At 60.2% G+C, this 25,437-nt stretch carries 25 protein-coding genes; 8 read left to right on the forward strand and 17 right to left on the reverse strand.

What is annotated here, in order from left to right; all coding sequences use genetic code 11:
• Positions 1 to 63 precede the first annotated feature (63 nt).
• From NTD86_RS14735 to NTD86_RS14775, 9 genes are all read right to left on the reverse strand, one after another.
• Complete coding sequence (locus NTD86_RS14735; RefSeq protein WP_262203260.1) at positions 64 to 390, reverse strand: DUF3392 domain-containing protein; 327 nt, start codon at positions 388 to 390, stop codon at positions 64 to 66.
• A gap of 9 nt (positions 391 to 399) precedes the next feature.
• A complete protein-coding gene (hemW, locus tag NTD86_RS14740; RefSeq protein ID WP_262203261.1) occupies positions 400 to 1,614 on the reverse strand; it encodes a radical SAM family heme chaperone HemW in 1,215 nt (404 codons plus the stop codon).
• Positions 1,611 to 2,207, reverse strand: a complete 597-nt coding sequence (gene rdgB / locus NTD86_RS14745) for an RdgB/HAM1 family non-canonical purine NTP pyrophosphatase (RefSeq protein ID WP_262203262.1) — start codon at positions 2,205 to 2,207, stop codon at positions 1,611 to 1,613. Before rdgB ends, hemW begins: the two co-directional genes overlap by 4 nt.
• Positions 2,204 to 2,626, reverse strand: coding sequence for a DUF4426 domain-containing protein (locus NTD86_RS14750; RefSeq protein WP_262203263.1), 423 nt, complete (start codon positions 2,624 to 2,626; stop codon positions 2,204 to 2,206). The genes rdgB and NTD86_RS14750 overlap by 4 nt, the downstream gene beginning before the upstream one ends.
• A gap of 24 nt (positions 2,627 to 2,650) precedes the next feature.
• Positions 2,651 to 3,271, reverse strand: a complete 621-nt coding sequence (gene metW, locus NTD86_RS14755) for a methionine biosynthesis protein MetW (protein ID WP_262203264.1) — start codon at positions 3,269 to 3,271, stop codon at positions 2,651 to 2,653.
• A 7-nt stretch (positions 3,272 to 3,278) separates the two neighbouring features.
• On the reverse strand, positions 3,279 to 4,418 hold the full coding sequence (locus NTD86_RS14760; RefSeq protein ID WP_262203265.1) for a homoserine O-acetyltransferase: 1,140 nt from the start codon (positions 4,416 to 4,418) through the stop codon (positions 3,279 to 3,281).
• Positions 4,419 to 4,570: 152 nt separating this feature from the next.
• Positions 4,571 to 5,158, reverse strand: coding sequence for a YggT family protein (locus tag NTD86_RS14765; protein ID WP_262203266.1), 588 nt, complete (start codon positions 5,156 to 5,158; stop codon positions 4,571 to 4,573).
• 10 nt (positions 5,159 to 5,168) lie between these two features.
• Complete coding sequence (gene proC / locus NTD86_RS14770; protein WP_262203267.1) at positions 5,169 to 5,987, reverse strand: pyrroline-5-carboxylate reductase; 819 nt, start codon at positions 5,985 to 5,987, stop codon at positions 5,169 to 5,171.
• A 33-nt stretch (positions 5,988 to 6,020) separates the two neighbouring features.
• Entirely contained in the window at positions 6,021 to 6,707 is a 687-nt protein-coding gene (locus NTD86_RS14775) for a YggS family pyridoxal phosphate-dependent enzyme (protein ID WP_262203268.1), read from the reverse strand.
• A 57-nt stretch (positions 6,708 to 6,764) separates the two neighbouring features.
• Here NTD86_RS14775 and NTD86_RS14780 point away from each other — a divergent pair, with 57 nt between their 5' ends.
• Positions 6,765 to 7,757 (forward strand): type IV pilus twitching motility protein PilT, encoded by a 993-nt coding sequence (locus NTD86_RS14780; protein ID WP_262203269.1) that lies wholly within the window; start codon positions 6,765 to 6,767, stop codon positions 7,755 to 7,757.
• A 99-nt stretch (positions 7,758 to 7,856) separates the two neighbouring features.
• On the opposite strand, the gene NTD86_RS14785 is transcribed toward NTD86_RS14780, so the two are convergent.
• Positions 7,857 to 8,510 carry a C40 family peptidase gene (locus NTD86_RS14785; protein ID WP_262203271.1) on the reverse strand — a complete coding sequence of 218 codons (654 nt, stop codon included), beginning with the start codon at positions 8,508 to 8,510 and terminating at the stop codon, positions 7,857 to 7,859.
• A gap of 252 nt (positions 8,511 to 8,762) precedes the next feature.
• Between NTD86_RS14785 and NTD86_RS14790 the strand changes: the two genes are divergently transcribed.
• A complete protein-coding gene (locus NTD86_RS14790) occupies positions 8,763 to 9,179 on the forward strand; it encodes a TM2 domain-containing protein (RefSeq protein WP_262203273.1) in 417 nt (138 codons plus the stop codon).
• A gap of 89 nt (positions 9,180 to 9,268) precedes the next feature.
• On the opposite strand, the gene NTD86_RS14795 is transcribed toward NTD86_RS14790, so the two are convergent.
• The 7 genes from NTD86_RS14795 to gshB all read right to left on the reverse strand — a co-directional run bounded on the left by NTD86_RS14795 (position 9,269) and on the right by gshB (position 15,158).
• Entirely contained in the window at positions 9,269 to 10,540 is a 1,272-nt protein-coding gene (locus tag NTD86_RS14795) for a dihydroorotase (protein WP_262203274.1), read from the reverse strand.
• Positions 10,537 to 11,541 (reverse strand): aspartate carbamoyltransferase catalytic subunit, encoded by a 1,005-nt coding sequence (locus NTD86_RS14800; protein ID WP_262203275.1) that lies wholly within the window; start codon positions 11,539 to 11,541, stop codon positions 10,537 to 10,539. Before NTD86_RS14800 ends, NTD86_RS14795 begins: the two co-directional genes overlap by 4 nt.
• A 12-nt stretch (positions 11,542 to 11,553) precedes the next feature.
• Positions 11,554 to 12,072 carry a bifunctional pyr operon transcriptional regulator/uracil phosphoribosyltransferase PyrR gene (gene pyrR / locus NTD86_RS14805; protein ID WP_262203276.1) on the reverse strand — a complete coding sequence of 173 codons (519 nt, stop codon included), beginning with the start codon at positions 12,070 to 12,072 and terminating at the stop codon, positions 11,554 to 11,556.
• 83 nt (positions 12,073 to 12,155) lie between these two features.
• Positions 12,156 to 12,596: a Holliday junction resolvase RuvX gene (gene ruvX / locus NTD86_RS14810; RefSeq protein WP_262203278.1), complete on the reverse strand. Its 441-nt coding sequence runs from the start codon at positions 12,594 to 12,596 to the stop codon at positions 12,156 to 12,158.
• Positions 12,596 to 13,168, reverse strand: a complete 573-nt coding sequence (locus NTD86_RS14815; protein ID WP_262203281.1) for a YqgE/AlgH family protein — start codon at positions 13,166 to 13,168, stop codon at positions 12,596 to 12,598. The genes ruvX and NTD86_RS14815 overlap by 1 nt, the downstream gene beginning before the upstream one ends.
• A 59-nt stretch (positions 13,169 to 13,227) precedes the next feature.
• Positions 13,228 to 14,127 carry an energy transducer TonB gene (locus tag NTD86_RS14820; RefSeq protein WP_262203283.1) on the reverse strand — a complete coding sequence of 300 codons (900 nt, stop codon included), beginning with the start codon at positions 14,125 to 14,127 and terminating at the stop codon, positions 13,228 to 13,230.
• Between the two features lie 77 nt (positions 14,128 to 14,204).
• On the reverse strand, positions 14,205 to 15,158 hold the full coding sequence (gshB, locus tag NTD86_RS14825; protein WP_262203285.1) for a glutathione synthase: 954 nt from the start codon (positions 15,156 to 15,158) through the stop codon (positions 14,205 to 14,207).
• A gap of 318 nt (positions 15,159 to 15,476) precedes the next feature.
• On the opposite strand from gshB, the gene pilG reads away from it, so the two are divergent.
• The 6 genes from pilG to NTD86_RS14855 are packed head-to-tail and all read left to right on the forward strand — an operon-like array spanning position 15,477 to position 25,370.
• A complete protein-coding gene (pilG, locus tag NTD86_RS14830; RefSeq protein WP_262203286.1) occupies positions 15,477 to 15,884 on the forward strand; it encodes a twitching motility response regulator PilG in 408 nt (135 codons plus the stop codon).
• 44 nt (positions 15,885 to 15,928) lie between these two features.
• A complete protein-coding gene (gene pilH / locus NTD86_RS14835; RefSeq protein WP_262203288.1) occupies positions 15,929 to 16,306 on the forward strand; it encodes a twitching motility response regulator PilH in 378 nt (125 codons plus the stop codon).
• 10 nt (positions 16,307 to 16,316) lie between these two features.
• Complete coding sequence (locus NTD86_RS14840; RefSeq protein WP_262203290.1) at positions 16,317 to 16,856, forward strand: chemotaxis protein CheW; 540 nt, start codon at positions 16,317 to 16,319, stop codon at positions 16,854 to 16,856.
• 53 nt (positions 16,857 to 16,909) lie between these two features.
• Complete coding sequence (locus NTD86_RS14845) at positions 16,910 to 18,967, forward strand: methyl-accepting chemotaxis protein (RefSeq protein ID WP_262203291.1); 2,058 nt, start codon at positions 16,910 to 16,912, stop codon at positions 18,965 to 18,967.
• Between the two features lie 24 nt (positions 18,968 to 18,991).
• Positions 18,992 to 24,904 carry an Hpt domain-containing protein gene (locus NTD86_RS14850; protein ID WP_262203292.1) on the forward strand — a complete coding sequence of 1,971 codons (5,913 nt, stop codon included), beginning with the start codon at positions 18,992 to 18,994 and terminating at the stop codon, positions 24,902 to 24,904.
• Entirely contained in the window at positions 24,897 to 25,370 is a 474-nt protein-coding gene (locus NTD86_RS14855) for a chemotaxis protein CheW (RefSeq protein WP_262203293.1), read from the forward strand. Before NTD86_RS14850 ends, NTD86_RS14855 begins: the two co-directional genes overlap by 8 nt.
• Positions 25,371 to 25,437 lie beyond the last annotated feature (67 nt).

Consider the following 25,437-nt stretch of genomic DNA (forward strand, 5'->3'; position numbering starts at 1 on the left):
AGCGAATAAAAAAAAAAAAAAAACCCCCCCCCCCCCCCCCCCCCCCCTACAGGGGGGGCGGGGTTATCCGCGGCGATCCGCCACGACCCCAATCAATATCAACACCACCAACAACACCGGCGCCAGGCTGTAGTTGTTGAATTGGCTCAGGCCGCGCTCAACCCATGGGGTAGCGTAAATCAAGGCCGCGCCACTGCCGATCAGGCATAGCAGCGCCATCATCGGAACGCGCAAGGCACCGGCGATGTTGCCCAGACGCTGTTCGACCCAACCTTTAAAGTCCGCTCCAAACAGCACCAGCAAGCAGCCGATCAGCGCCAGGGATATCTCGGAGAGGTGGCTGCGGCTCCAACGCGAAACGGTGGCAAGCAGGTCAAGTACCAAGTCCATTCGAGTTCCTTAGATCAGAAAATGCTGTAACAAGTCGTTGAGAAACAACTGCCCCCGGGCGGTCGCCGCCAATCGTGTCGGTTCGACCTGCAATAAGCCGCTTTGTTCTGCCGCCTCACGTCCTGACTGCAAACTCTCAAGTGGCAAGCCAGTGCGCTGCGGATAGAGGGCTGAGTCGACGCCGTCCGTGAGGCGCAGGGCGTTCATTAGAAACTCAAAAGGCAGCTCTTCCGCTGTCAGAGTTTTCTCGCCTGCTTGAAAGTTTTTGGCTGGATTCAGGTAGTCCTTTGGTAGACGAGTCTTCCAGGTGCGTACGATTCGCCCATCAGGATGGCTCAATTTGCCGTGGGCGCCTGCTCCAATACCGATAAAGTCACCGAAGCTCCAGTAGTTCAGGTTGTGCCGCGCCGGTCTGCCCGGCTGGGCATACGCCGACACTTCGTACTGGGCGTAGCCATGTTCGGCGAGCAAAGCCTGACCCGCTTCCTGGATGTCCCACAAGGTGTCGTCCTCGGGCAGCTCGGGCGGCTTGTTCCAGAACACCGTGTTGGGTTCCAGCGTCAATTGATACCACGACAGATGTGTCGGTTTGAGGGCAATGGCCTGGCGCAGATCACTCAGGGCGTCCTCCAGGCTCTGATCGGGCAAGCCGTGCATCAGGTCCAGATTGAAGTTGTCAAAGCCGGCTTGGCGCGCCATGTCGGCGGCCCGTACGGCTTCGTCGCCATTGTGGATACGTCCCAGGGCCTGGAGTTTTTCTTGCTGAAAGCTCTGGATGCCAATGGACAGGCGATTGATGCCCAGCTTGCGGTAGGCCACAAACTTTTCTTGCTCAAAGGTGCCGGGGTTGGCTTCCAGGGTGATTTCAATGTCGCGGGCAAACGGGATACGCGCCTCGACGCCCTTGAGCAGCCGCCCCAGCGCCTGAGCACTGAACAGGCTCGGCGTGCCACCGCCAAAGAAGATCGAACTCAGTTCGCGGCCATACACGGCGTGCAGGTCCTGGTCCAGGTCGGCCAGCAACGCGTCGACGTATTCTTCTTCGGGCAGTACCGGGCTTGCGGTGTGCGAGTTGAAGTCGCAATACGGACATTTACGCACGCACCACGGAATATGGATGTACAGCGACAAGGGTGGCAGTTGCGTCAGCGGCGCGCGCGGCGCCTGCTGAGTAAAGCCAGCCGCGCCCAGATAGAGCGGCTGTGAAGGGGTGTCGTGGGTCATTTCAAGCCCAAACGCTGGCGCAGCAAGTCCATGGCGCGGGCACGGTGGCTCAACTGGTTTTTCTCGGCTGGGCTGAGGTCTGCGCTGGAGCAGTCGCGCTCCGGCACCCAAAACAGTGGATCGTAGCCAAAGCCGTGTTCGCCGCTCGCCGCTGGCAGAATGCGCCCGTGCCACAGGCCTTCACAGATGATCGGCAGCGGATCGTCGGCGTGACGAACCAGCGCCAGTACGCACACGAATTGCGCGCCGCGTTCGGCTTCAGGCACGTCTTTGAGGGCGTCCAGCAGTTTGGCGTTGTTCGCGGCATCGCCCTTGCCGTCGGCGTAACGGGCCGAGTAGATACCCGGCGCGCCGCCAAGAAAGTCCACCGCTAGCCCTGAGTCGTCTGCCAGTGCCGGCAAACCCGAGAGACGGGCGGCGTTGCGAGCCTTGAGAATCGCGTTTTCGACGAACGACAAGCCGGTTTCTTCAGGCTCAACGCTGCTGAACTCTCCAATCGAGCGCAACTGCACCGAGTCGCCGAGCATGGCCTGGAGTTCTTTGAGTTTGCCGGCGTTGTGGCTAGCCAGGACCAGTTGCGTAAGGTTAATCATTGGAGTGAAGCGACCTCTTGGGAGAATTCGATGGCTTTGCTTTCGCCATTGATTTTGAGCTCAATGTTGAACACATAGACTTTAGCGGGCTGGACCGGGAACTGGGCGAAGTAATCAATCGCCCCTTGGTCATTGATCACTTGCCTGAAGGTCAACGGCCGGGGTTTTTTCTCACCGTTGAGGTGGTAAGTGCCCTTGATGGTGCTGGCGATTTTTTGATCAGCCCTGGACAGGTTGACGTTCAGGGCGCCGAGTTGATCGCTGCGCTGCAGGCCGTACCGGGTGGTGATGTCAGGGCTCAGGAAGTTGGTCATGAAAGCGTTGTAGTTGACCACCGTGTCACCCACCTGTGTGGTGCCGGCAGCGATCGCCTGAACAGCGAAGCACATCGACAGCAGGATTAATGCGATCCGACCCATGACCTTTCTCCTTGTGACCCTGATTTAAACCGCGATTTGGTGCTCCTGCAGGCCAGGACTGCTGACACGGTAAATGCCAATCTCACCCAACAGGTTAGGCCATAACTTACTCGCCCAGCCGTGTCGGTGTTGTTGATCCACGGCAAGGCGATTGATCACACGGGCTTCGCGCTCACGGCACAGCGCTTCGAAGTCTTCGAACGTGCAGAAGTGAATGTTCGGCGTGTTGTACCAGGTGTAAGGCATGAACTCGGAGACTGGCATGCGGCCCTTGCTGGCCAGGTACCAGCGGCAACGCCAGTGGCCGAAGTTGGGGAAGGTGATGATGCACTGGCGTCCGACGCGCAGCATTTCATCGAGAATGCGGTCGGGGTAGTGCACGGCTTGCAGCGCCTGGGTCATGACCACGATGTCGAAGCTGTTGCTGGCAAAGTTGCCCAGCCCCTTGTCCAGGTCTTGCTCGATCACGTTGATGCCCTTGGCCACGCATTCGGCGATGTTGTCCGGGTCGTTCTCCAGGCCGTAGCCGGTCACTTGTTTGTTGTCGCGCAACCAGCTCAGCAGTTCGCCATTACCACAACCGAGGTCGAGCACGCGGCTGCCAGCGGGGATCCAGTCTTGGATGATTTCCAGGTCGGCTCTCATGGCGTTCTCACAGTTCTATTCGGTTCATGTAATTGCGGAAGGCTTGCAGGTAGCGCGGGATCGGGATCAGGAAGGCGTCGTGGCCTTGCGGAGCGTCGATCTCGAGGTAGCAGACGTCTTTCTTGGCGGCCATCAGCGCGTCCACCAGTTCACGCGAGCGAGCGGGCGAGAAGCGCCAGTCGGTGGTAAACGACATCACGCAGAAGCGGGCCTTGGCGCCAGCAAAGGTCTTGGCCAGGTCATCGTTGAAGTTGGCCGCCGGGTCGAAGTAGTCCAGGGCCTTGGTCATCAACAGGTAGGTATTGGCGTCGAAACGCCCAGAAAACTCCTCGCCCTGATAGCGCAGGTAGCTTTCCACCTGGAACTCGACGCTATGGAAGTCGTAGTTGAGGTTTTCGTTTTTCAGGCCCCGGCCGAATTTCTCGCCCATGGAGTCGTCGGACAGGTAAGTGATGTGCCCGACCATGCGTGCCAGCATCAGGCCCCGCTTGGGGATCACGCCTTGTTCCTGGAACGAACCGCCGTGGAACTCGGGGTCGGTGAGGATGGCCTGGCGCGCGACTTCGTTGAACGCGATGTTCTGTGCGGACAATTTAGGCGCCGAGGCAATCGCTAGACAATGACGCAGGCGATCCGGGTAACTGATGCTCCACTGCAATGCCTGCATGCCGCCCAGGCTGCCACCGATCACGGCGGCCCACTGGTTGATCCCCAGGCGGTCGGCCAGACGCGCCTGGCTGTGCACCCAGTCTTCAACGGTCAGTACCGGGAAATCGGCGCCGAACGGGCGACCGGTTTCAGGGTTGAGGCTGCTCGGGCCGGTAGAGCCATTGCAGCCGCCGAGGTTGTTGAGGCTGACCACGTAGAACTTGTTGGTATCAATCGGCTTGCCGGGGCCGATGCAGCTGTCCCACCAGCCCGGCTTGCGCTCGTCGACACTGTGGAAACCGGCGGCATGGTGATGCCCGGAAAGTGCATGGCAGATCAGCACGGCATTGCTGGCCGTGGCATTGAGCTGGCCATAGGTTTCGTAAATCAGGTCATAGGCGGGCAGTGAACGGCCACAGGCTAACGCCAGCGGTTCGCTGAAGTGCGCGATTTGCGGCACCACCAGACCAACGGAATCGGGGGGAAAGGCAGCTGGCATTGACCCTGCTCTCATTCAAATGAGGCGTAAGTCTAATGAGCGGGGGGCAGAGCGGCAAGCAATGCTCAAACCTGTGCAGGAGCGGGCTTGTCTTGCGATCTTTTGATGTTTAAAAAGATCGCGAGCCGAGCTCGTTCCTGCAGGTTTTTTCGTTAGATCAGGCCGAACAGCACGACCGGCATGCCGACATACATCGCCAGCGGCGGGATGACGTAGCTTTGCAGCAACTGAATCACCATGAACGCCAGAATCGGCGAGATGTCCAGGCCGCCCATGCTTGGCAACATGCGGCGGAACGGTGCCAGTGCAGGCTCGGTGATCTGGTTGACCAGCTCAGCGGCCGGGCTGGCGCTGTTTGGAGCAACCCAGGAGAGGATCACGCTGATGATGATGGCAAAGAAGAACACCTTCAGGAACAGCGTGAACACGCCGATCAGGGCCCAGGCCAGCAGGCCCAGCACGTTGAACGACATGTAGCTCAGCGTCAGCACCACCGCGAATATCACCATCTGCACCAGCACGGCCAGCACCAGAGACGACATGTCCAGCCCAAACAGGCTCGGAATCACGCGGCGCATAGGCTTGAGCAGGGGTTGCGTGGCCCGCACGGTGAACTGGCACAGCGGGTTGTAGAAGTTCGCCCGCACCAGTTGCAGGATGAAGCGCAGCAGTACGATCAGCAGGTAGAGGCTACCCAGGGTTTGAATCACAAAAATGGCAGCGCCATTAAGTCCGGACATCATGTGCTCCTTATTGACCCAATTGTTCGGCCATTTCGGCCGAGCGGTGCGCGGCGGCACTCAATGCTTTTTCGACGATGGCTTCAAAGCCGTCCGCCTGGAAGGACTTGATCGCGGCTTCTGTGGTGCCAGCCGGTGAGGTCACGCGGCGGCGCAGCTCGGCAGCGTCGAGCCCGCTGGAGACGGCCATGTGGGCTGCGCCCAGTGAGGTGTGTTGCGCCAGTTGCTCGGCCACTTCACGCGGCAGGCCGAGTTTGACGCCGGCGGCGGTCATGGCTTCGATCAGCAGGAAGAAATACGCCGGGCCACTGCCTGAAACCGCCGTGACGGCGTCGATCTGCGCTTCGGTGTCCACCCACAACACGATGCCCACGGCCGACAGCAGTTCGTCAGCTTGCTTGCGCTGTTCGGCGGTCACCGACGCGGTGGCGAACAGGCCGCTCACGCCTTTGCCCAGCAGGGCCGGGGTGTTGGGCATGCAGCGCACCAGAGGTTGCGGGCCGACCCAGTTCAGCAGGCTGGCACTGGTGATGCCCGCCGCGACCGACACCAACAGCTGATGCGGCTTGAGGTGTGGGCGCAGGTCCAGGCACACGGCTTTCATGGCTTGCGGTTTGACCGCAATGACAATCACGTCTGCGTCTTTCACGGCCTGTGCGTTGTCAGCGAAGACTTCAATACCGTGCTCGGCCTTTACCTTGTCACGGGTCTCGGCGCCGGGATCGCTGGCGCGGATCTGTGTGGCCTCCAGGCCTTTGGCCCGCAAGCCACCGATCAGGCTGGAAGCCATGTTGCCGGCCCCGATAAAGGCAATACGCGTTTTGCTCATAACCGATCCTTTTAAAAAAGTGAGGCGAGTGTCTCAAGCCTGGCCGTAATCGCGGGCGCCAAAAAGTGCGGTGCCGATGCGCACCCACGTGGCGCCTTGGGCAATGGCCGACTCCAGGTCGTGGCTCATGCCCATGGAAAGTGTATCGAGCCCCATGTTCAGGCTGTCTTGCAATGACCGTACCTTGGCAAATGCGGCGTCTTGCTCGGCGCGGACCTCGGTGGGTTCCGGTATGGCCATCAAACCGCGCAACGTCAAGCGTGGCAACGCCTGGATCGCCGCCGCCAGGGCGGGCAAGTCCTCGGGTGTACAGCCTGATTTACTGGCCTCACCGCTGACGTTGACCTGAATGCAGATGTTGAGTGGCGGCAAGTCGGCCGGGCGTTGCTCCGACAGACGTTGGGCAATCTTCAAGCGATCAACCGAATGCACCCACGCAAAATGCTCAGCGATCTCACGTGTCTTGTTCGATTGAATGGGGCCGATGAAGTGCCAACTCAAGGGCAGGTCGGTTAATTGCGCCTGTTTGGCGCGGGCTTCTTGCAGATAGTTTTCGCCAAAGTCGCGTATGCCGGCGGCGTATGCCTCGCGCAAGGCGGATGCGGGTTTGGTCTTGCTGACCGCGAGTAAGTGGATGCTCGTTACATCACGTTGCACAGCCTCTGCCGCTGCACGGATACGAGCCTCAACCTGAGCAATGTTGCCTGCTATCGTGGACATTCATTTAAGCCCGCCGTTGTAAAAGTCTGCGGCATTCTACTGGAATTGGGAGGGGGTATGGATATCGCCGACCTCTTGGCGTTCAGCGTCAAGCATGGGGCTTCGGACTTGCACCTGTCAGCGGGCGTGGTGCCCATGTTGCGGGTGGATGGGCAAATGCAGCGTTGCGACCTGCCGGTGCTGGCGCCGCAAACGGTGCGGGAATTGATCTACAGCGTAATGACCGACCCACAGCGCATCGCCTTTGAGGCAGCGCACGACGCCGACTTTTCATACGCGTTACCGGGCACTGGTCGGTTCCGGGTCAATGCCTTCGAGCAGCAGCGCGGTGCTGGAGCGGTTTTTCGCAGCATTGCAGCGCAAGTGCCGAGTCTGGCCGGGTTGGGGCTGGGTGAGGTGTTTAAAGGGCTCTGTAGCGTGCCACAGGGGCTTGTGCTGGTGACGGGCGCCACCGGCTCGGGCAAGAGCACCACCCTGGCCGCGATGGTCGATCACATCAACAGTACTCGTCGGCAGCACATCCTCACGCTTGAGGACCCCATCGAGTTCCTGCACGAATCCCGTCAGTGTTTGATCAGCCAGCGTGAAGTGCACCGCGACACCCGCAGCATGGCCGCGGCGTTACGTGCGGCGCTGCGAGAGGACCCGGACGTCATCATGCTCGGTGAAATGCGTGACCTGGAGACCATTCGCCTGGCGCTGACGGCGGCCGAAACCGGGCATCTGGTGCTGGCGACCCTGCACACCGCATCTGCCGCCAAGACTGTGGATCGTATCATCGATGTGTTCCCGGCAGACGAAAAGGCCATGGTCCGCACGATGCTGTCTGAATCACTGCAGGGGGTGGTTGCTCAGACGCTGGTCAAGCGGGTGGGGGGAGGCCGGGTCGCGGCTCACGAAATCATGCTGGCAACGCCGGCGATTCGTCATTTGATCCGGGAAAACAAGGTGTCGCAAATGGTCTCGGCAATCCAGACCGGCGGGGCGGTGGGCATGCAGACACTGGAGATGAGCCTGAAGGGGCTGAAGGAAAACGGCTTGATTGATTAGCGTCAATCCTTGTAGAGCGGGCTTGCTGGCGATTAAAACAGCGCGGCTTGTTTGAAAACAGCGTTGATTCATTCGCGAGCAAGCCCGCTCCCACAGGGTTTAGCGCTGAGCGACCCGAAGGTTCTCTTTAGGCAGCACGCGCTTGGCAACCACGTAGTGGCTCTGCCAGTAAGGCTTTTTCAGGGTATCGATGGTCACAGACTTGCCGCGACGCGGCGCGTGGATAAACCGGTCGTTGCCCAGATAGATCGCGACGTGGTTGACCGTGCGGCTCTTGATGTTGAAAAACAGCAAGTCGCCTGGCTTCAGGTCTTTGCGGTCAACTTTCTGCCCATGGCCGCTGGCCATTTCGCTGGAGCTGCGGGGCAAATTCACGGCTTTTACGTCGTTAAACGCATATTTAACCAGTCCACTGCAATCAAACCCTTTACTTGGGCTGCTGCCGCCCCAACGATAAGGAGTACCCAACACATTGACCGCACGGCTCAGTACGGCGCTGCTTTGCTTGTTGGCAGCCGCCAACGAAGCTGTTGCAATTTTACTTGGAGCTTTGCGGTGGGCTTTACTCGCTGTTGGGCGTGAGACGGCCTTGGTAGTGGTTTTGCTGTTAGAGGCTACATAAGGCGCACTCGCAGATGACTTTGCGGTGTAGCCAGTGAAGCCGGACGGAAGATGTTGCTCACGGTTGGTGGCGTGGGCGGCCAGTGGCATTAATAGGCAAATGGTTAGCCATGTCTTGAATAAAGGACGCATTCGGCAGGGCTCGTTGGTTATTAGCGCGAAACTTTATAACAGCTTTTTTGTCCTTTCTCAGGCCGTTTGTCGACTCGATTTAAGGGTGGAAAAGGTGTAGGGCAGTGACAAATTGTCACAGGAAAACGGTGCAAGTCAGGTAGTACAAGGCTTTGAGCCATTTTTTGTAAGACACTTTTACCTGTTGCGAGACAGTAAAAAAGTCACAAAAAAAATCAGAAATTTTTTCTATCAGTGGCAAAGAGGGCATTTATGAGCGGCTATCGAGACGACACACAGCGCGATACCCACAGCAAGGTGCTGGGTTATTTGCTCTGGATTTTTGGTTTTCTGGGAGCGCATCGCTTCTATTACGGCAAGCCGGTGACCGGGACCCTCTGGTTTTTCACCTTCGGCTTGTTCGGTATTGGCTGGCTGATCGACCTGTTCCTGATCCCCAGCATGGACCGTGAGGCCGACCTGCGTTTTACCGCCGGGAGCACCGATTACAACGTGGCCTGGATTCTGCTGACGTTCTTGGGTGTGCTCGGCGTACACCGCATGTACATGGGGAAATGGATCACCGGGATCATCTACCTGTTCACAGGCGGGTTTTTCCTGATTGGCGTGCTGTATGACTTCTGGACCTTGAATGACCAGATATCGATCAAGAACGCTGATCGTCGGTAAGCCAACGCCAAAACCTGTAGGAGCGAGCTTGCCTCGCGATCTTTTAACGATCAAAAGATCGCGAAACGAGCTCGCTCCTACAGAAGGTCTTAGGCTTCGTAACTAATTCGCCCATCCACCAGCGTGTAACGCACGGCGCCCGGCAGGCAATGGCCGAGGAACGCGCAGTTGTCGCCCTTGGAATACCACTTCTCACCGGCCACGGTCGACGCCGTCGGGTCGAACAGTACCAGGTCCGCAGCCGAACCCACCGCCAGGCGACCGACAGGCAGGCGCAAGGCCTGGGCCGGGCCCGCGCTGAGGCGTGCCAGCAAGGTCGGCAAGTCCAGCAGGCCGTCTTCCACCAATGTCATCGCCAAGGGCAATAGCAACTCAACACTGCTCATGCCTGGCTCGGTCGCGCCGAACGGTGCCAGTTTGGCATCGCGCTCGTGAGGCTGGTGATGGCTGGAAATCGCCTGCACCACGCCCGATTTCACGGCTTCACGCAAGCCGTCACGGTCTGCGCGGGTGCGCAGCGGCGGTTGCACGTGATACACGCTGGAGAAATCCACCAGTGCTTCATCGGTCAAAATCAATTGGTACAGCGCCACATCAGCAGTGACCTTCAAGCCGCGGGCCTGAGCCTGAGCGATCAGCGCCACGCCGCGTGCGCTGGTCAGCTGGCTGAAGTGCGCGCGCACGCCGCTTTGCTCAACCAGCAACAGGTCACGGGCCAGGGCCACGGTTTCGGCGGTCTCCGGGATACCCGGCAGACCCCGGAAAGCCGCCATCGGGCCATCGTGGGCGATGCCACCTTCGGCCAGGTCACGGTCTTGCGAGTGGAAAATCACCGTCAGGTCGAAGGTCGCCGCGTATTCCAGCGCCCGGCACAGGGTGCGGGTGTTGGCGAAGCTGTTGAGGCCGTTGCCGAAGGCCACGCAACCGGCGTCACGCAGGGCAATCAGCTCGGCCAGTTGCTCGCCGTCCAGGCCTTTGCTCAGGGCGCCGATCGGGAACACTTTGCAGTTGCCGGCTTCGCGGGCGCGGTCGAGGATCAGTTCAGCCACCGCCGAGGTGTCGAGTACCGGCTTGGTCTGCGGCGGGCAGCACAGGCTGGTTACGCCGCCAGCTGCCGCTGCGCGGGTTTCGGTCGCAATGGTGCCTTTGCGGCTGTAGCCCGGCTCACGCAGGGCAACGTTGAGGTCAACCAGACCTGGCGCGGCCACCAGGCCGCTGGCGTCGAGGGTCTGGCCAGGTGTGAAGCCGGCAGGTGCCGCGCCAATGGCGACGATTTTGCCCGCTTCCAGGTGCAGGTCGGTGACTTGATCCAGCTGGCTAGCGGGATCGATGACGCGGGCGCCGAGAATGCTGAGTTTCACTGGGCCTTCTCCTGTTCGATTTGGCGCTGGGCCGTTTGCCCGCTCATGGTCATGGACAGCACCGCCATGCGCACGGCGATGCCATAGGTCACCTGGTTGAGAATCACTGAGTGCGGACCGTCGGCCACTGCCGACTCAATCTCCACGCCCCGGTTGATCGGGCCAGGGTGCATCACGATGGCGTCCGGCTTGGCGCCCGCCAGGCGTGCAGTGGTGAGGCCGAACAGGCGGTAGAACTCGCCCTCGCTCGGCAGCAGGCCACCCGACATGCGCTCACGCTGCAAGCGCAGCATGATCACCACGTCGACGTCTTTCAGGCCTTCGTTCATGTCGGTGTAAACCTTCACGCCGTATTGCTCGATTCCGATCGGCAACAGGGTTTTCGGCGCGATCACGCGGATGTCCTGACAGCCCAGGGTTTTCAGCGCGATCATGTTCGAGCGCGCCACCCGTGAGTGCAGAATGTCGCCGACGATGGCCACCGAGAGGTTTTCGAAGCCGCCTTTGTGCCGACGAATGGTGAGCATGTCGAGCATGCCCTGGGTCGGATGCGCGTGGCGCCCGTCACCGCCGTTGATGATCGCGACCTGCGGGCACACGTGCTCGGCAATAAAGTGCGCGGCGCCGGAGTCACCGTGGCGCACCACGAACATGTCGGCGGCCATGGCTTCCAGATTGCGCAAGGTGTCGAGCAGGGTTTCGCCCTTGCTGGCCGATGAGGTCGACACGTTGAGTGTGATCACGTCGGCAGACAGGCGCTGGGCGGCCATTTCGAACGTGGTGCGGGTGCGGGTCGAGTTCTCGAAGAACACGTTGCACACCGTCTTGCCGCGCAGCAGCGGGACTTTTTTAACCGCTCGGGCGCCGACTTCCAGGAACGAGTCGGCGGTGTCGAGGATTTCAGTCAGCAGCTCGCGGCTCAACCCGTCGAGCGACAGGAAGTGGCGCAACTGGCCCTGATCATTGAGCTGTAGCGGGCGCTTGGCGTCTGGAGGCGTCATCGCAAGGGTCTCTTAAAGGGCGGGTTCTAGAGAGGAATCTTGAAGTTCGAGGGTCAACGGCGCCGGGCCGGACAATTTCACCCGCTCGGTGGGCTTGAGTGACAAGGTGGCGCCGACCACGTTCGGGCGGATCGGCAACTCGGCAGCGTTCAGGTCCAGCAGGCAGACCAGGGTCACGCTGGCCGGGCGGCCGTAGTCGAACAGTTCGTTGAGTGCGGCGCGGATGGTGCGGCCGCTCATCAGCACGTCATCGATCAGCACCAGGTGCTGGCCTTCGATCTCGAAAGGCAGGTCCGAGGGGCGCACTTGCGGGTGCAGGCCGTTCTGGCTGAAGTCGTCGCGATAGAACGACACGTCCAGCGTGCCCAGCGGCGAGTCACTGCCCAGCGCGCGCAGCAGCGCCTGAGCAACCCAGATGCCGCCCGTGCGAATGCCGATGAAGCGCGGCTCGGTGATGCCGCGACGTTCCAGGTGGGCCTTGAGATCAACGGCCATCTGGGCGATCAGTTCAGCGGGGACAGGCAAGATCATGGTGGCTCCTTAACAGGCCCGCGTGGCAAAGCGTGCGGCGGCGGGCGCAAACAATGGGGCGCGTCAGTGAGACAAACGCAGCGTCAGGCTTGAGGTGGTGCCGGGTGTTCGTCGAGCCAGCCTTGCAGCACCAGTTTGGCGGCGATGGCGTCGACGGGGTTGTCACGATAACTGCCACGCTGGCCACCCTGGGAGCGGCGTTCGCCCTTGGCTTCGAAGGTCGTCAGGCGTTCATCATGGGTAAAAACGGGCAAATTGAAGCGGCCATTGAGGCGATTGGCAAATTTTTGCGCCCGGGCGCAGAACTCGCTCGGGGTGCCGTCCATGTTCAGCGGCATGCCGACCACCATGGCGTCGGGTTGCCATTCCTTGATCAGCTTTTCGATTTCTTCCCACTTGGGGATGCCGTTTTCGGCTTTCAGGTTACACAGCTCGCGGGCTTGGCCGGTGATCATCTGGCCGACGGCGACACCGATGGAGCGGGTGCCATAGTCGAAACCCAGCAGTAAGCGCAGTTCGGCCATCAGGAATGGCCTGCTTGACTGGTTAACAAATTGAGGTCCACTCCGAGGTGCTTGGCGGCCGCGTCGAGGCGCAGTTCGCTGGAAGTTGCAAACAGGATGTCACTTGAGTACGGGCAGGTCAGCCAGGCGTTATCGGCCAGTTCGGCTTCCAGTTGGCCGGCGTCCCACCCGGCGTAGCCCAGGCAAATCAGGCTGCGCTGCGGGCCGCGACCGTTAGCAATGCTGAACAGGATATCGACCGAGGTGGTCAGGGCCAGCCCGTCCTGCAACTCGACCGTGGCGTCGAAGTTCATTGTGGCGGGGTGCAGGACAAAACCGCGGTCCACCATCACCGGGCCGCCGCCATACACCGGGATGTGCTGGCACAGGGGCGACGAAGGCGTGTCGGGGCGCAACTGCTCAAGAATGTCCGCCAGACTCAAATCCATCGGGCGGTTGATCACCAGTCCCATGGCCCCATTGGCCGTGTGCTCGACGATGTACGTCAGCGTGTGGGCAAAGTTCGGGTCAGCCATATGTGGCATGGCCATCAGGAATTGGTGCTTGAGGTACGTTGGCGTGTGTTTTTTCATGAGCCTAAGTGTGGCGCTGTCAAGGGCAACTGACAAGTTGGCGGTATGAAGATTGCCGCTTAATTGCTCGACAACTGGTCCCCCGGCCCGAAGCGCCAGGTGCGGATGATCTCCAGGCGGTCAATGTCGGCCAGATCGCCGGTAAACGGCGCAAATGGCGCGGCCAGCCGCACGATGCGCTGTGCGGCCTGATCCAATAGCGGTTGCCCGGAGGACTCAAGCACCAGCACCTCGTGCAGTGAGCCATCGCGGTTGATCGACACCAGCAGGCGCAGCTTGCCGTAGATTTTTTCGCGGCGGGCCTGCTCGGGGTAGTTCAGGTTGCCCACGCGCTCGATCTTCTTGCGCCAGTCTTCTTTGTACCAGGCGCCTTTGTCACGCATGGTCGAGGCCGCGCTCATGCGGTAGATCTTCGGGCGTTTGGCATATAGCTGTTGCTCGTTGGCCAGTTCGGCTTCGAGGCTGGAAATCTCGCTGGACAGCTGTGAGCTGTCGAACGTTGGAATATTGGCCTTGGGCGCTGCCTCGGTTTTGGTCTTTTGCGGCTCGCTCGGGGCTTTTTTCGGCTTGGGTGCCACCGTGGTCACGGTAGCTTTTGGCGCGGCCTTTGGTTGCTCGGGTTTGGCGGCCGGGGGCGGGGTGACCTTTTTAACCGTGTTGTCCTGGAACGGCGCCACCTCGGTGGTCTTGGGCACGGCTTTCTTGTCCAGCGTACCGCTGCCTTGCTGATTGTCCTGAGCCAGAAAGTCGGCTTTGTCCGGGGCTTTTTCGCTCTTGAAGGTAGAAAGGGTAATTTCCAGGGTTTTACTGATTTGCTTGGGTTCGCTGGTGCTGAAACCCACACCCACAATCACCGCAATATGCAGCAGCGCCGCGATAAACAGGGCAAAACCCAGGCGATCAGCTGCGCGCACGCCGGTGTGGCGCAGTTCAGGGGGCAGGTCGCTGGGGAGTGTCATGGCAAAAAGACCAACATCGCAGGTTTCACAGGCTGCGCATGATAGCGCAATGTTGGTCTTTTTCTGGAGGCCGCAGATCAGCGTGCGGCGAGTTTGCGCTCAATCGCATCCATCAACAGTGCACCGATGTTGGTGCCGAAGGCGTTGTCGATTTCCCGGATGCAGGTCGGGCTGGTGACGTTGATTTCGGTCAGGTGCTCACCGATAACATCAAGACCTACAAACAACAGGCCCTTTTCACGCAGGGTTGGGCCTACTTGGGCTGCAATCCAACGATCTTTTTCGCTCAGCGGGCGGGCTTCGCCACGGCCACCGGCGGCCAGGTTGCCACGGGTTTCGCCTTGCGCCGGGATACGTGCCAGGCAGTACGGAACAGGCTCGCCGTCGATCATCAGGATGCGTTTGTCGCCGTCCTTGATGGCTGGCAGGTAGCCTTGCGCCATGATTTGCTGGGTGCCGTTGGCGGTCAGGGTTTCGAGGATCACCGACAGATTGGGGTCGCCGACCCGGTGGCGGAAGATCGAGGTGCCGCCCATGCCGTCCAACGGCTTGAGAATCACGTCACCGTGTTGGGCGGCGAACTCACGCAGGACGTCGGCGCGGCGGCTGACCACGGTCGGCGGGGTGCACTGGGTGAACTGGGTGGCGAACAGCTTTTCGTTGCAGTCGCGCAGGCTCTGCGGCTTGTTGACGATCAGCACGCCGTCACGTTCGGCCTGTTCCAGCAAATAGGTGGAGTACACAAACTCCATGTCGAAGGGCGGGTCCTTGCGCATCAGGATCACGTCCAGATCGCTCAGCGCAGTGTCGGCTTCGGCGCCCAGCTCAAACCACTTTTCAGGGTTGGCGAACACGTTGAGCGGCTTCATGCGCGCGCGGGCCTTGCCTTCGGTCAGGTAAAGGTCTTGTTGCTCCATATAAAACAGGGTCCAGCCGCGCGCCTGGGCGGCCAGCAACATGGCCAGCGAGCTGTCCTTTTTATAGGAGATGTCCGCAATGGGGTCCATGACAATCCCGACTCGAACGCTCATGGCAAATTCCTCGATTAAATAGTGGGCAAAAGGCGAAATGCGATTAACAGTAGGAGCGAGCTTGGCTCGCGATCTTTAAAAAGATCACAAGATCGCGAGGCAGCTCGCTCCTACAGGTCATCTGCTGACTCATGAAATTGGCGCAAGAGTGGCGCTGACTGCGGTGGATGGTCAAGGAAAAACCGTTCGATAGATTGCAAGTCGTGACTGTGCTAAAAAGACTCGCACAGTGCTTACAGCCCTTGTCCATCAAGGATTTGCGGCTTCAGGCATCACAGTTGCAACAAAACGGGTCGCCGTGGCGACGGTAGGGCACATATGGACAAGCATTCCAGCGCCTTGAAGGTGATGGTGATCGACGACTCGAAAACCATTCGCCGGACCGCTGAAACCTTGCTGAAAAACGTGGGCTGCGAGGTCATTACGGCCATCGACGGTTTTGATGCATTGGCCAAGATTGTTGACCACCACCCACATATCATTTTTGTCGACATCATGATGCCGCGCCTGGATGGCTATCAGACGTGCGCCCTGATCAAGAACAACCGGGCCTTCAAGATTACCCCGGTGATTATGCTGTCCTCCAAGGACGGTTTGTTTGACAAGGCCAAGGGGCGAATCGTCGGTTCTGATCAATTTTTGACCAAGCCTTTCAGCCGAGATGAGCTGTTGAGTGCCATCAAGGCGCATGTGCCGGGTTTTAATATCGTTCCAAACGTTCAATGACGCTCTCGGCTCCTGGGCCGATTACTTTTTAGATGGGGAACACCATGGCTCGCATTCTGATCGTCGATGACTCGCCGACCGAAATGTTCAAACTGACCGGCATGCTGGAAAAGCACGGTCATGAAGTACTGAAGGCAGAAAACGGCGCTGATGGCGTGGCGTTGGCCCGTCAGGAAAAGCCGGATGCGGTGCTGATGGACATCGTCATGCCGGGCCTTAATGGTTTTCAGGCTACGCGCCAATTGACCAAAGACGCAGAAACCAGCCATATCCCGGTGATCATCGTGACCACCAAAGATCAGGAAACCGACATGGTCTGGGCCGCTCGTCAGGGGGCCAAGGATTACATCACCAAGCCGGTCGACGAACAAAAGCTGATCCTGACGCTCAAGAACGTGTTGGCGAAAGTCGCCACCAAATGACGGCTTTCTGATGCCTGACTCACAGACCGCCTTCGAACTGCTGTTTGAGATAGACCAACGCTGCCGTGCGCTGGCGGCCGGTCTGGCGCCGATTCAGGCACAGGCCGGGAGCTGGAGCGGGATCGGCTTTCGCATGGGCGAGCATCGCTTTGTGGCGCCCATGGGTGAAATTGCCGAAATCCTCCACGAGCCTCGTTTCACCTTGCTGCCGGGGGTCAAACCGTGGGTCAAAGGGGTGGCCAATCTGCGCGGGCAATTGTTGCCGATCATGGATCTGTGCAGTTTTTTCGGGATTGAACTGTCGCCTCTGCGCAAGCAGCGGCGGGTGATGGTGCTGGAATACAAGGACGTGTTTGTCGGCTTGCAGGTGGATGAAGTGCTGGGCATGCAGCACTTTGATCAGGCTGAACTGGACACCTCTGCGCAGGCGCTACCCCACCCGCTGTTGGCTCCCTTTATCCAGGGACGCTTTGCTGGCCAGCCGGACTGCTGGGTGTTCAGCCCGTTTGTGCTGGCTCAGGCCCCCCAGTTCTGGGCGGTTGCCGTGTGAGTGGGGCACGCGTTTTACCTTTCGCTTTACTACAGGATGCCAGGGCCTGATTGATGACCACAGCCAATACCGCTAAACCACTGGAAGGGTCGCGCAGTCGTTCGCAGATTATCGTGCTGTTTATCGCGCTGATCGTGTTCATCATGCTGTTGTTCGCCAACTTTGCTTACCTCAACACCCAGTCCAACTACGACAAGCAATACATCAGCCACGCGGGCGAGTTGCGCGTGTTGTCCCAACGCATCGCCAAAAATGCCACCGAGGCGGCCGCCGGTAAGTCCGCTGCGTTCAAGTTGCTGAGCGACGCGCGCAACGACTTCAGCCAGCGTTGGGAGTACTTGCAAAAAGGTGACCCGAGCACGGGCTTGCCGCCTGCACCGGTGGCTGTAAACAAGGAAATGCAGTCGGTTCAACGCGATTGGGAGCAGTTGCTGGACAACACCAACTCGATCCTGGCCAGCGAGCAAACGGTGCTGTCGCTGCACCAAGTGGCCGCCACCCTGGCCGAAACCGTGCCGCAGTTGCAGGTCGAGTACGAAAAAGTCGTCGAAATTCTATTGCAGCGCGGCGCCCCGGCCAGCCAGGTGGTCCTGGCCCAGCGCCAGTCGTTGCTGGCCGAGCGCATCCTGGGCGCGGTCAATACAGTGCTGGCCGGCGATGAGACAGCGGCGCAGGCGGCAGATGCTTTTGGTCGTGACGCCAACCGCTTCGGGCAGGTGCTCAACGGCATGCTTGAGGGCAATGAAGGGCTGCGCATCCCGAAGGTAGAAGACAAAGATGCGCGCGCCCGCCTGTTGGAAATCTCGGAGCTGTTCCAGTTCGTGTCGGGCTCGGTGGATGAAATTCTCGAAACCTCGCCGCAACTGTTCCATGTGCGTGAGGCGACCAACAATATTTTCAACCTGTCGCAAACCATGCTCGACGAAGCCTCATCCCTGGCTAACGGTTTTGAAAACCTGGCCAATGGCCGCTCGCTGGACATCATTGGCGGCTACGTGCTGGGCCTGCTGGCGTTGGCGTCGATCATCCTGATCGGGCTGGTGATGGTGCGCGAGACCAATCGCCAACTGCGCGAAACCGCTGAAAAGAACGAGCGCAATCAGAACGCGATCATGCGTCTGCTCGACGAAATTGAAGACCTGGCCGACGGCGACCTGACCGTTACCGCTTCGGTCACCGAAGACTTTACCGGGGCGATTGCCGACTCCATCAACTATTCCATCGACCAACTGCGCGAACTGGTGGCCACCATCAACCTGACGGCGGGCCAGGTAGCCGCCGCTGTGCAGGAAACCCAGGCCTCGGCCATGCAACTGGCCGAGTCTTCGGAGCACCAGGCCCAGCAGATCGCCGAAGCTTCGGGGTCGGTGCGGCACATGGCCCAGTCAATTGATCAGGTGTCGGCTAACGCGTCTGAGTCTTCGGCGGTGGCGGAACGTTCGGTGGCCATTGCCAACAAAGGCAACGAGGTGGTGCACAACACCATCCGCGGCATGGATAACATTCGCGATCAGATTCAGGACACGGCCAAGCGGATCAAGCGCTTGGGCGAATCATCCCAAGAGATCGGCGACATTGTCAGCCTGATCGACGACATTGCTGATCAAACCAACATTCTGGCGCTCAACGCGGCCATTCAGGCGTCCATGGCCGGTGACGCCGGGCGCGGTTTTGCCGTGGTGGCAGACGAAGTACAGCGCCTGGCCGAGCGTTCGTCGGCGGCGACCCGGCAAATCGAGACGCTGGTGCGGGCGATTCAGGCCGACACCAATGAAGCAGTGATTTCCATGGAGCAGACCACCACCGAAGTGGTCCGAGGGGCGCGTTTGGCGCACGACGCCGGGGTGGCGCTGGAAGAGATTGAAGGGGTGTCGCAGAACCTGGCGGACTTGATTCAGCGCATTTCCAACGCAGCGCAAGAGCAAACCAGCTCGGCAGCGCAGATCTCCCTGACCATGAATGTGATTCAACAAATCACTAACCAGACTTCGTCCGGCTCGACTGCCACCGCAGACAGCATCGGCAACCTGGCCAAAATGGCTAGCCAACTGCGGCGCTCGGTGTCCGGCTTCACCTTGCCCGCTTCACCAACGCCCCGTGAGCCGCAGTAGTGCGACATTCAGACTGGAGTTTTTATGGTTGACCGGCGCGACTACGTAGCCCTCGAATGGGTTAAAGACGAGATTGCCGACACCCTGAAACAGGCGCGGACGGCGCTGGAGGACTACGTTCTGCAGCCGGGTGCCGAGGCGCTGGAACAGTGCCTGGACGCGATCCATCAGGTGCATGGCAGCCTGCAAATGGTGGAGTTCTATGGCGCCGCCTTGCTGGCTGAAGAAACCGAGCAATTAGTGCTCGCCCTGCAGCAAGGGCGCGTCAGCCAGACCGAAGAAGCACTGCAGGTGCTGATGCAGGCGCTCCTGCAATTGCCGCTGTACCTGGACCGCGTCCACAGCGCCCGGCGCGACTGGCCGCTGGTGGTGTTGCCGTTGATCAACGACTTGCGTACGGCTCGTGGCGAAAGTTTGCTGTCGGAAACCAGCCTGTTCAGCCCTGATTTGCACACACTGCCCACGCTGGATCAAACCGCGCTGGCCCATTTGAGCCCCGCTGAATGGCCCCGCCAGATCATGACGCTGCGCCACGCCTTGCAGGCCGCGTTACAGGGTGTGCAGGGCGAGGAAGACCTGCGCGGCAACCTGGAGCGTCTGGCCAACGTCTTCAGCCAGCTTGAAAGCCTGTGCCAGGGCGCGCCAATCAATGCACTGTGGAAAATCGCCTCCGCGCTGGTGGAAGGCATGTTGCGTGGCCGTGTGGCCAATAGCCCGGCTTTGCGCAGTCTGCTGAAAGAGTCAGATAAAGAGCTCCATCGCTTGCTGGAGCAGGGCATTCACGGGGTCAACCAGCCGGCGCCGGATGAACTGCTCACCAGCTTGCTGTTTTACATCGCCAAGGCCGAGCAGCCGACCAGCAAAATGCTCGCCCTGAAAAACCGCTACGAACTGGACGAAGCCATGCCCGATGCGGCCATGGTCGATGAAGAGCGGGCGCGTCTGGCGGGGCCTGACCGCGACGCTATGCGTTCTGTGGTGTCGGCGTTATGCGAAGAACTGGTGCGGGTCAAAGAGCGACTTGACCTGTTTGTGCGCAGCGATCGCTTGCATGTGTCAGAACTGAGCAGCCTCATGGCGCCGTTGCGTCAAATCGCCGACACCCTGGCGGTGCTGGGTTTTGGGCAGCCGCGCAAGGTCATCATCGACCAATTGGCGGTGGTGCAAGGTATCGCCCAAGGGCAGCGAGAACCAACCGACGCGGTGTTGATGGATGTGGCCGCCGCCTTGTTGTATGTCGAAGCCACGCTGGCCGGGATGGTCGGCAGTGTCGAGCCGTCTGCACGGGAAGAAAGCCGCCTGCCGACCACGGACCTGATTCAGATCCATCAGTTGGTGATCAAGGAGGCGCGCACCGGTCTTGAAGAAGCCAAAGACCTGATTGCCGATTACCTGACCGACGGCCATGACCGTCAGCATCTGCAACCGCTGCTGGCGTTGCTGACGCAGATCCGCGGCGCCCTGGCGATGATCCCGCTGAACCGCGTCGCGGGTTTGCTGAACAGTTGCCACGATTTTGTCGCCGAACATCTGTTGGTCGGCCCGTTGCCTCTCACTGCGCAACTGGATCACCTGGCGGATGCGCTGATCAGCATCGAATACTATTTGGAGCGTTTGGCACTGGACCCTGGCGCCGCGAGCGAAAAGGTGCTGGAACGTGCAGAAAAGAGCCTGGTTGCGTTGGGTTACACGCCAGCCAAGCGCCATGTGCTGGTGCTTGATGATGCACACGGTGCTAATCAGCCCAAGGCCGGGCAAGACGTGCCCCGCGCGGGTGTGCCCAAGCAAAGTCTGGCCGAGGTGCTGGCTGGCCCGCTGTCGCTGAACCCGGCGGCCAAGCACGTTCCGCAGAGCCTGTTGCCGCCGCCGGTGGGCGAAGAGCCGGTAGACGAGGAGTTGCTGGAAGTCTTTCTGGAGGAAACAGACGAAGTCCTGATTGCCCTGCACGATGCCTTGCCGCAATGGGTCGCCAACCCAGCCGACAGCGCCGCGCTGGCGGAACTGCGGCGTGCCTTTCATACGCTCAAAGGCAGCGGGCGCATGGTTCGGGCGCTGGTGCTGGGTGAGTTGGCATGGGCCGTCGAGAGCCTGCTTAATCGCGTGATCGAGCGCAAGGTCGCTGCGGCTCCGGCGATTTATCAATTGCTGGAAGAGGTGTTGGTGATCCTGCCGCAATTGATCCAGGAGTTCGCCGATCGCAGCCAGCGTCAGCATGACGACGTCGACCAACTCGCCGCGCGTGCGCACAACCTGTCCAGAGGCCAACCGCAGCCGCTGCAGATCGAGCAGCAGAACAGCGGCTTTGATCCGCAATTGCTGGATATCTTCCGCCAGGAAGCGCAAACCCACCTCGGCAGCCTCAACCATTTTCTTGATCTGGCCAGCGAGCAACTGCCGCTGTACGCCACGGACGATTTACAACTCGCGATGCACACCCTCAAAGGCAGCGCGTATATGGCGGGCGTGCTGCGCATGGCCGAGCTGGCGGCGCCGCTGGATTACCTGGTGCGTGAGTTTAAGGCTCACCACCTTGAACTGGATATGGATGAAATCGACCTGTTGCTTGAGGCCGACAGCTTGTTGCATCGCGGCCTCAAACAGTTGGATATCGACCCTTTGGCCGAGATCCGGGGCGCTCGCGCCTTGATCGAGCGCACCAAGGCCTGCGTCAGCAAGCGTCTGGACATGGCTTTGAATGCGCCCTCGGGCACATTGGTGGCCCCGCGTGACCCGCAGCGCATTAGCGAGTTTCTGACCCAGAGCATGGACATCTTGTTCGAGGCCGAGACGCTGTTGCAGTACTGGCGTCAGAACCCCCATGAGCGCGGCGGCCTTGAAATGCTGCTCGAGCAACTGACCGCCTTGGGTGAGTCAGCCTTTTTGCTCGACCTGCAGCCTGTCGATGCCCTGTGCGAAGCCCTGCTTGACCTGTATGGCGCGGTAGAAGAAAGCAGTCTGGTGGTCAGCGAGCGGTTCTTCCAGGAGGCCGATGCCGCCCAGGAAGCGTTGATCGACATGCTCGACCAATTGGCGGCCGGGCAAGAGATCACGCCACAGCCGCAGCGCATTGATGCCTTGCAGGCGTTGTTGCATGAAGGCCTGGCGCCGGACGCTACGGGCTTGATTCGCCGTGAGGGCAACCAGGCGCTGGACATCACGGAACTGGGTGCCGCCACTGCGCAACTTGGCGCAAACCCCCATGAGGCCGAGGGCGACGAGATCGTCGCCCTCTTCATCGAAGAAGCCGTGGATATTCTCGAGAGCACGGGCCACGCATTGCGGCGCTGGATCAGTGAGCCCGAAAACCCGGCGCCGTTGTCTTCGTTGCAACGTGATCTGCATACGCTCAAGGGTGGCGCGCGTATGGCCGGTATCGTGCCGATTGCTGATCTGGCCCATGAGTTGGAGCATTTGTACGAAGGGCTGCTAGACCGGCGCCTGAGTGAGAGCCCGACTCTGGCGCGCCTGCTGGAGCTCAGCCACGCGCAGTTGGTGTTGTTGCTCGAACAATTGCAGCACCAGCAACCACTGGACGACCCGATTGAGCTGGTCGAAGCCATTCGCAGCGTCCGCCTCGGCCCCCCGGCGGCGGTCGAACCGATCAGCCCGACGTTGCCGGCATCTACAACTGGGGCACACAACGGGATCGACCCTGAGCTGCTGGATATTTTTCTGGAAGAAGCCTTCGACCTGCTCGAAAGCTCCGGTGCGGCCTTGGTGCGATGGCAAGCGGAACCGCAGAGCACGATTGAAGACGAAAACCTGCTGCGCGACCTGCATACCCTCAAAGGTGGGGCGCGCATGGTCGAAATCACCGCCATCGGTGATTTTGCCCACGAGCTGGAAACCCTCGTCGAAGACATTTCGCTTGGGTTTCTGTCTGCCAGCGCCGAATTGTTCACCTTGTTGCAGCGCAGCCATGACCAATTGGCCCAAATGCTCGATGCCTTGCGCAGCGGCCAGCCTGTGCCTTCGCCACAGGTCTTGATCGGGCACATTCAGCAGGTTGAGCGCAGTGTGCGCCAAGCCATCCAGAGCCCGGTGGCCAACAAGCCAGAGCCAGCAGCCGGCTTGTTGCCCGAAGCTGAACGCACCGGCCTGGACATGCTCAAGGTGCCGGCTGAGTTGCTCGAAGACCTAGTCAACCTGGCGGGCGAAACGTCGATGATCCGCGGGCGCCTGGAGCAGCAGGTGAACGACGGCAAGATCGCCCTCAACGAGATGCAGACCACGCTCGAGCGGATGCACGATCAGTTGCGTCGGCTCGACACCGAGACCCAGAGCCGTATCCACAGCCGTCAATACGCCGAAGTCGATGGCGTGGCGTACGACGAATTTGACCCGCTGGAAATGGATCGCCATTCGCAGTTGCAGCAACTGTCGCGGGCACTGTTTGAGTCGGCCTCCGACTTGCTCGACCTCAAGGCTACGCTGGCGGCACGTAATCAGGATGCCTACAGCCTGTTGCAGAAGCAGGGGCGGGTGCACACCCAATTGCAGGAAGGCCTGATGGGCACCCGCATGGTGCCATTTGAGCGGGTGTTGCCGCGTCTCAAACGTGTGGTGCGGCAAGTGGCCACTGAGCTGAACAAGCAGGTTGAGTTCAGCGTGATCAATGCCGAAGCGGAAATCGACCGCAACGTATTGGAGCGCATGGTGGCGCCGCTTGAACACATGTTGCGTAACGCCGTCGACCACGGCATGGAGCCCTCGGACGTGCGCCTGGCCAGTGGTAAGCCCGAGCAGGGCCTGATCACCCTGGAGCTGTCCAATGAAGGCGGCGACGTGGTGTTTGATATTCGCGATGATGGCGCCGGGGTGCCCCTGGAAGCGGTACGGCGCAAGGCCATCTTGCGTGGCTTGCTGGACCCGCAGGCCAGTATCAGCGACCGCGACGTGCTGCAGTTCATCTTGCAGCCGGGCTTTTCCACCGCTGAAAAGATCACTCAGATTTCCGGTCGTGGTGTTGGCATGGACGTGGTCCATGAAGAAGTGCGCCAACTGGGCGGCAACATGACCATCGACTCGATGCCGGGCCAGGGGGTGCATTTTCAAATCCGCCTGCCGTTCAGCGTGTCGCTCAACCGTGCCTTGATGGTGCAGTGCGGCGATGAGCAATACGCTATCGCGCTCAACACCGTCGAAGGCATTGTGCGGGTGATGCCCAACGAACTTGAAGATTATTACCAGCTCGACCCGCCCATGTATCACTACGCGGGCCTGGATTACGAGCTGCGTTACCTGGGCGAGTTGCTGCAAACCGTGGGTAAGCCGCAACTGATCGGGCAGAGCCATTCGCTGCCGGTGTTGCTGGTGCATTGCAATGACCAGCGTGTGGCCTTGCACGTGGATGCGCTGGTCGGCTCGCGGGAGATCGTGGTCAAAAGCCTTGGTCCGCAATTTACCGGGGTGCAAGGGGTGTCGGGGGCGACCATTCTGGGCGACGGTCGCGTGGTGCTGATCCTCGACCTGCTGGCCTACCTGCGTGCGCATCAGGCCCGTCAGCCCTTACAGCGGGCGATCAACGAAGCCAACGGCCTGCTGGAATTCACCCCGGCGGTGCGTCCGCCGCTGGTGCTGGTGGTCGACGATTCAGTGACCGTGCGCAAGGTGACTAGCCGTTTGCTGGAGCGCAACGGCATGAACGTCATTACCGCCAAGGACGGGGTAGACGCCATGAGCGTGCTTGAAGACCATACCCCGGACTTGCTGTTGCTCGACATCGAAATGCCGCGCATGGACGGTTTCGAAGTGGCCACCCACGTGCGCAACAACCCGCGCCTCAAAGACCTGCCGATCATCATGATCACCTCCCGTACAGGGCAGAAACACCAAAATCGCGCGATGGCGATTGGCGTCAACGATTATCTGGGCAAGCCGTATCAAGAGTCGGTGTTGCTGGAGCGCATTGCTTACTGGAGCACCTTCCATGCTTGATCACCGCGTCGGTAGCCTGACCTGTTTACTGTTGCCGCTGGCCGACCGCTACCTGCTCCTGCCCAACGTCGCCATTGCCGAATTGATCGACTGGCAGCGTGGCGAGCCCAGCAGCGATTCGCCGCCCTGGCATGTGCGGCAAATCGACTGGCGCGACCGCGAACTGCCGCTTATCAGCTTCGAGGCGGCGTGCGGCGGGCCGCTGGTCATCGGCGAGCGTGCGCGCATCGTCATCCTCAACACCCTGAGTGGCGATCCGCGTCTTAAATTCATCGGCCTGGTGGTACAAGGCATCCCGCGCTCTTACCGGCTGGACAGCCAATTGAGCTTCGTCGACGTGCCCCTCAGCCCGTTCGAGCGTGCAGCAGTGCAAGTGGGGGAGTGCGTGGCCAAGATCCCGGATTTATTGGGGTTGGAGAGGTTGATACTGTCGGGACGTGAGCCAGAAACGTCCGATCCGGAGTAGGAGCGGGGGGGGGGGGGGGGGGGTTTTTTTTTTTTAATTTTCGGGGGGCGGCCGGGGGGCACACCGC

This window comes from Pseudomonas sp. 7P_10.2_Bac1 (assembly GCF_025465935.1).
Lineage (GTDB): Bacteria > Pseudomonadota > Gammaproteobacteria > Pseudomonadales > Pseudomonadaceae > Aquipseudomonas.

Excerpts from the sequence above, each read along its gene's own strand:
- NTD86_RS14800 (WP_262203275.1), bottom strand. The coding sequence starts at position 11,541 with ATGACGCCTCCAGACGCCAAGCGCCCGCTACAGCTCAATGATCAGGGC.
- NTD86_RS14815 (WP_262203281.1), bottom strand. The coding sequence starts at position 13,168 with ATGAAAAAACACACGCCAACGTACCTCAAGCACCAATTCCTGATGGCC.
- NTD86_RS14750 (WP_262203263.1), bottom strand. The coding sequence starts at position 2,626 with ATGGGTCGGATCGCATTAATCCTGCTGTCGATGTGCTTCGCTGTTCAG.
- NTD86_RS14760 (WP_262203265.1), bottom strand. The coding sequence starts at position 4,418 with ATGCCAGCTGCCTTTCCCCCCGATTCCGTTGGTCTGGTGGTGCCGCAA.
- NTD86_RS14775 (WP_262203268.1), bottom strand. The coding sequence starts at position 6,707 with ATGTCCACGATAGCAGGCAACATTGCTCAGGTTGAGGCTCGTATCCGT.
- proC (WP_262203267.1), bottom strand. The coding sequence starts at position 5,987 with ATGAGCAAAACGCGTATTGCCTTTATCGGGGCCGGCAACATGGCTTCC.
- gshB (WP_262203285.1), bottom strand. The coding sequence starts at position 15,158 with ATGAGCGTTCGAGTCGGGATTGTCATGGACCCCATTGCGGACATCTCC.
- pyrR (WP_262203276.1), bottom strand. The coding sequence starts at position 12,072 with ATGATCTTGCCTGTCCCCGCTGAACTGATCGCCCAGATGGCCGTTGAT.
- NTD86_RS14790 (WP_262203273.1), top strand. The coding sequence starts at position 8,763 with ATGAGCGGCTATCGAGACGACACACAGCGCGATACCCACAGCAAGGTG.
- hemW (WP_262203261.1), bottom strand. The coding sequence starts at position 1,614 with ATGACCCACGACACCCCTTCACAGCCGCTCTATCTGGGCGCGGCTGGC.
- rdgB (WP_262203262.1), bottom strand. The coding sequence starts at position 2,207 with ATGATTAACCTTACGCAACTGGTCCTGGCTAGCCACAACGCCGGCAAA.
- ruvX (WP_262203278.1), bottom strand. The coding sequence starts at position 12,596 with ATGGCCGAACTGCGCTTACTGCTGGGTTTCGACTATGGCACCCGCTCC.
- NTD86_RS14780 (WP_262203269.1), top strand. The coding sequence starts at position 6,765 with ATGGATATCGCCGACCTCTTGGCGTTCAGCGTCAAGCATGGGGCTTCG.
- NTD86_RS14850 (WP_262203292.1), top strand. The coding sequence starts at position 18,992 with ATGGTTGACCGGCGCGACTACGTAGCCCTCGAATGGGTTAAAGACGAG.
- NTD86_RS14820 (WP_262203283.1), bottom strand. The coding sequence starts at position 14,127 with ATGACACTCCCCAGCGACCTGCCCCCTGAACTGCGCCACACCGGCGTG.
- pilG (WP_262203286.1), top strand. The coding sequence starts at position 15,477 with ATGGACAAGCATTCCAGCGCCTTGAAGGTGATGGTGATCGACGACTCG.
- NTD86_RS14840 (WP_262203290.1), top strand. The coding sequence starts at position 16,317 with ATGCCTGACTCACAGACCGCCTTCGAACTGCTGTTTGAGATAGACCAA.
- metW (WP_262203264.1), bottom strand. The coding sequence starts at position 3,271 with ATGAGAGCCGACCTGGAAATCATCCAAGACTGGATCCCCGCTGGCAGC.
- NTD86_RS14845 (WP_262203291.1), top strand. The coding sequence starts at position 16,910 with ATGACCACAGCCAATACCGCTAAACCACTGGAAGGGTCGCGCAGTCGT.
- NTD86_RS14735 (WP_262203260.1), bottom strand. The coding sequence starts at position 390 with ATGGACTTGGTACTTGACCTGCTTGCCACCGTTTCGCGTTGGAGCCGC.
- NTD86_RS14855 (WP_262203293.1), top strand. The coding sequence starts at position 24,897 with ATGCTTGATCACCGCGTCGGTAGCCTGACCTGTTTACTGTTGCCGCTG.
- pilH (WP_262203288.1), top strand. The coding sequence starts at position 15,929 with ATGGCTCGCATTCTGATCGTCGATGACTCGCCGACCGAAATGTTCAAA.
- NTD86_RS14765 (WP_262203266.1), bottom strand. The coding sequence starts at position 5,158 with ATGTCCGGACTTAATGGCGCTGCCATTTTTGTGATTCAAACCCTGGGT.
- NTD86_RS14785 (WP_262203271.1), bottom strand. The coding sequence starts at position 8,510 with ATGCGTCCTTTATTCAAGACATGGCTAACCATTTGCCTATTAATGCCA.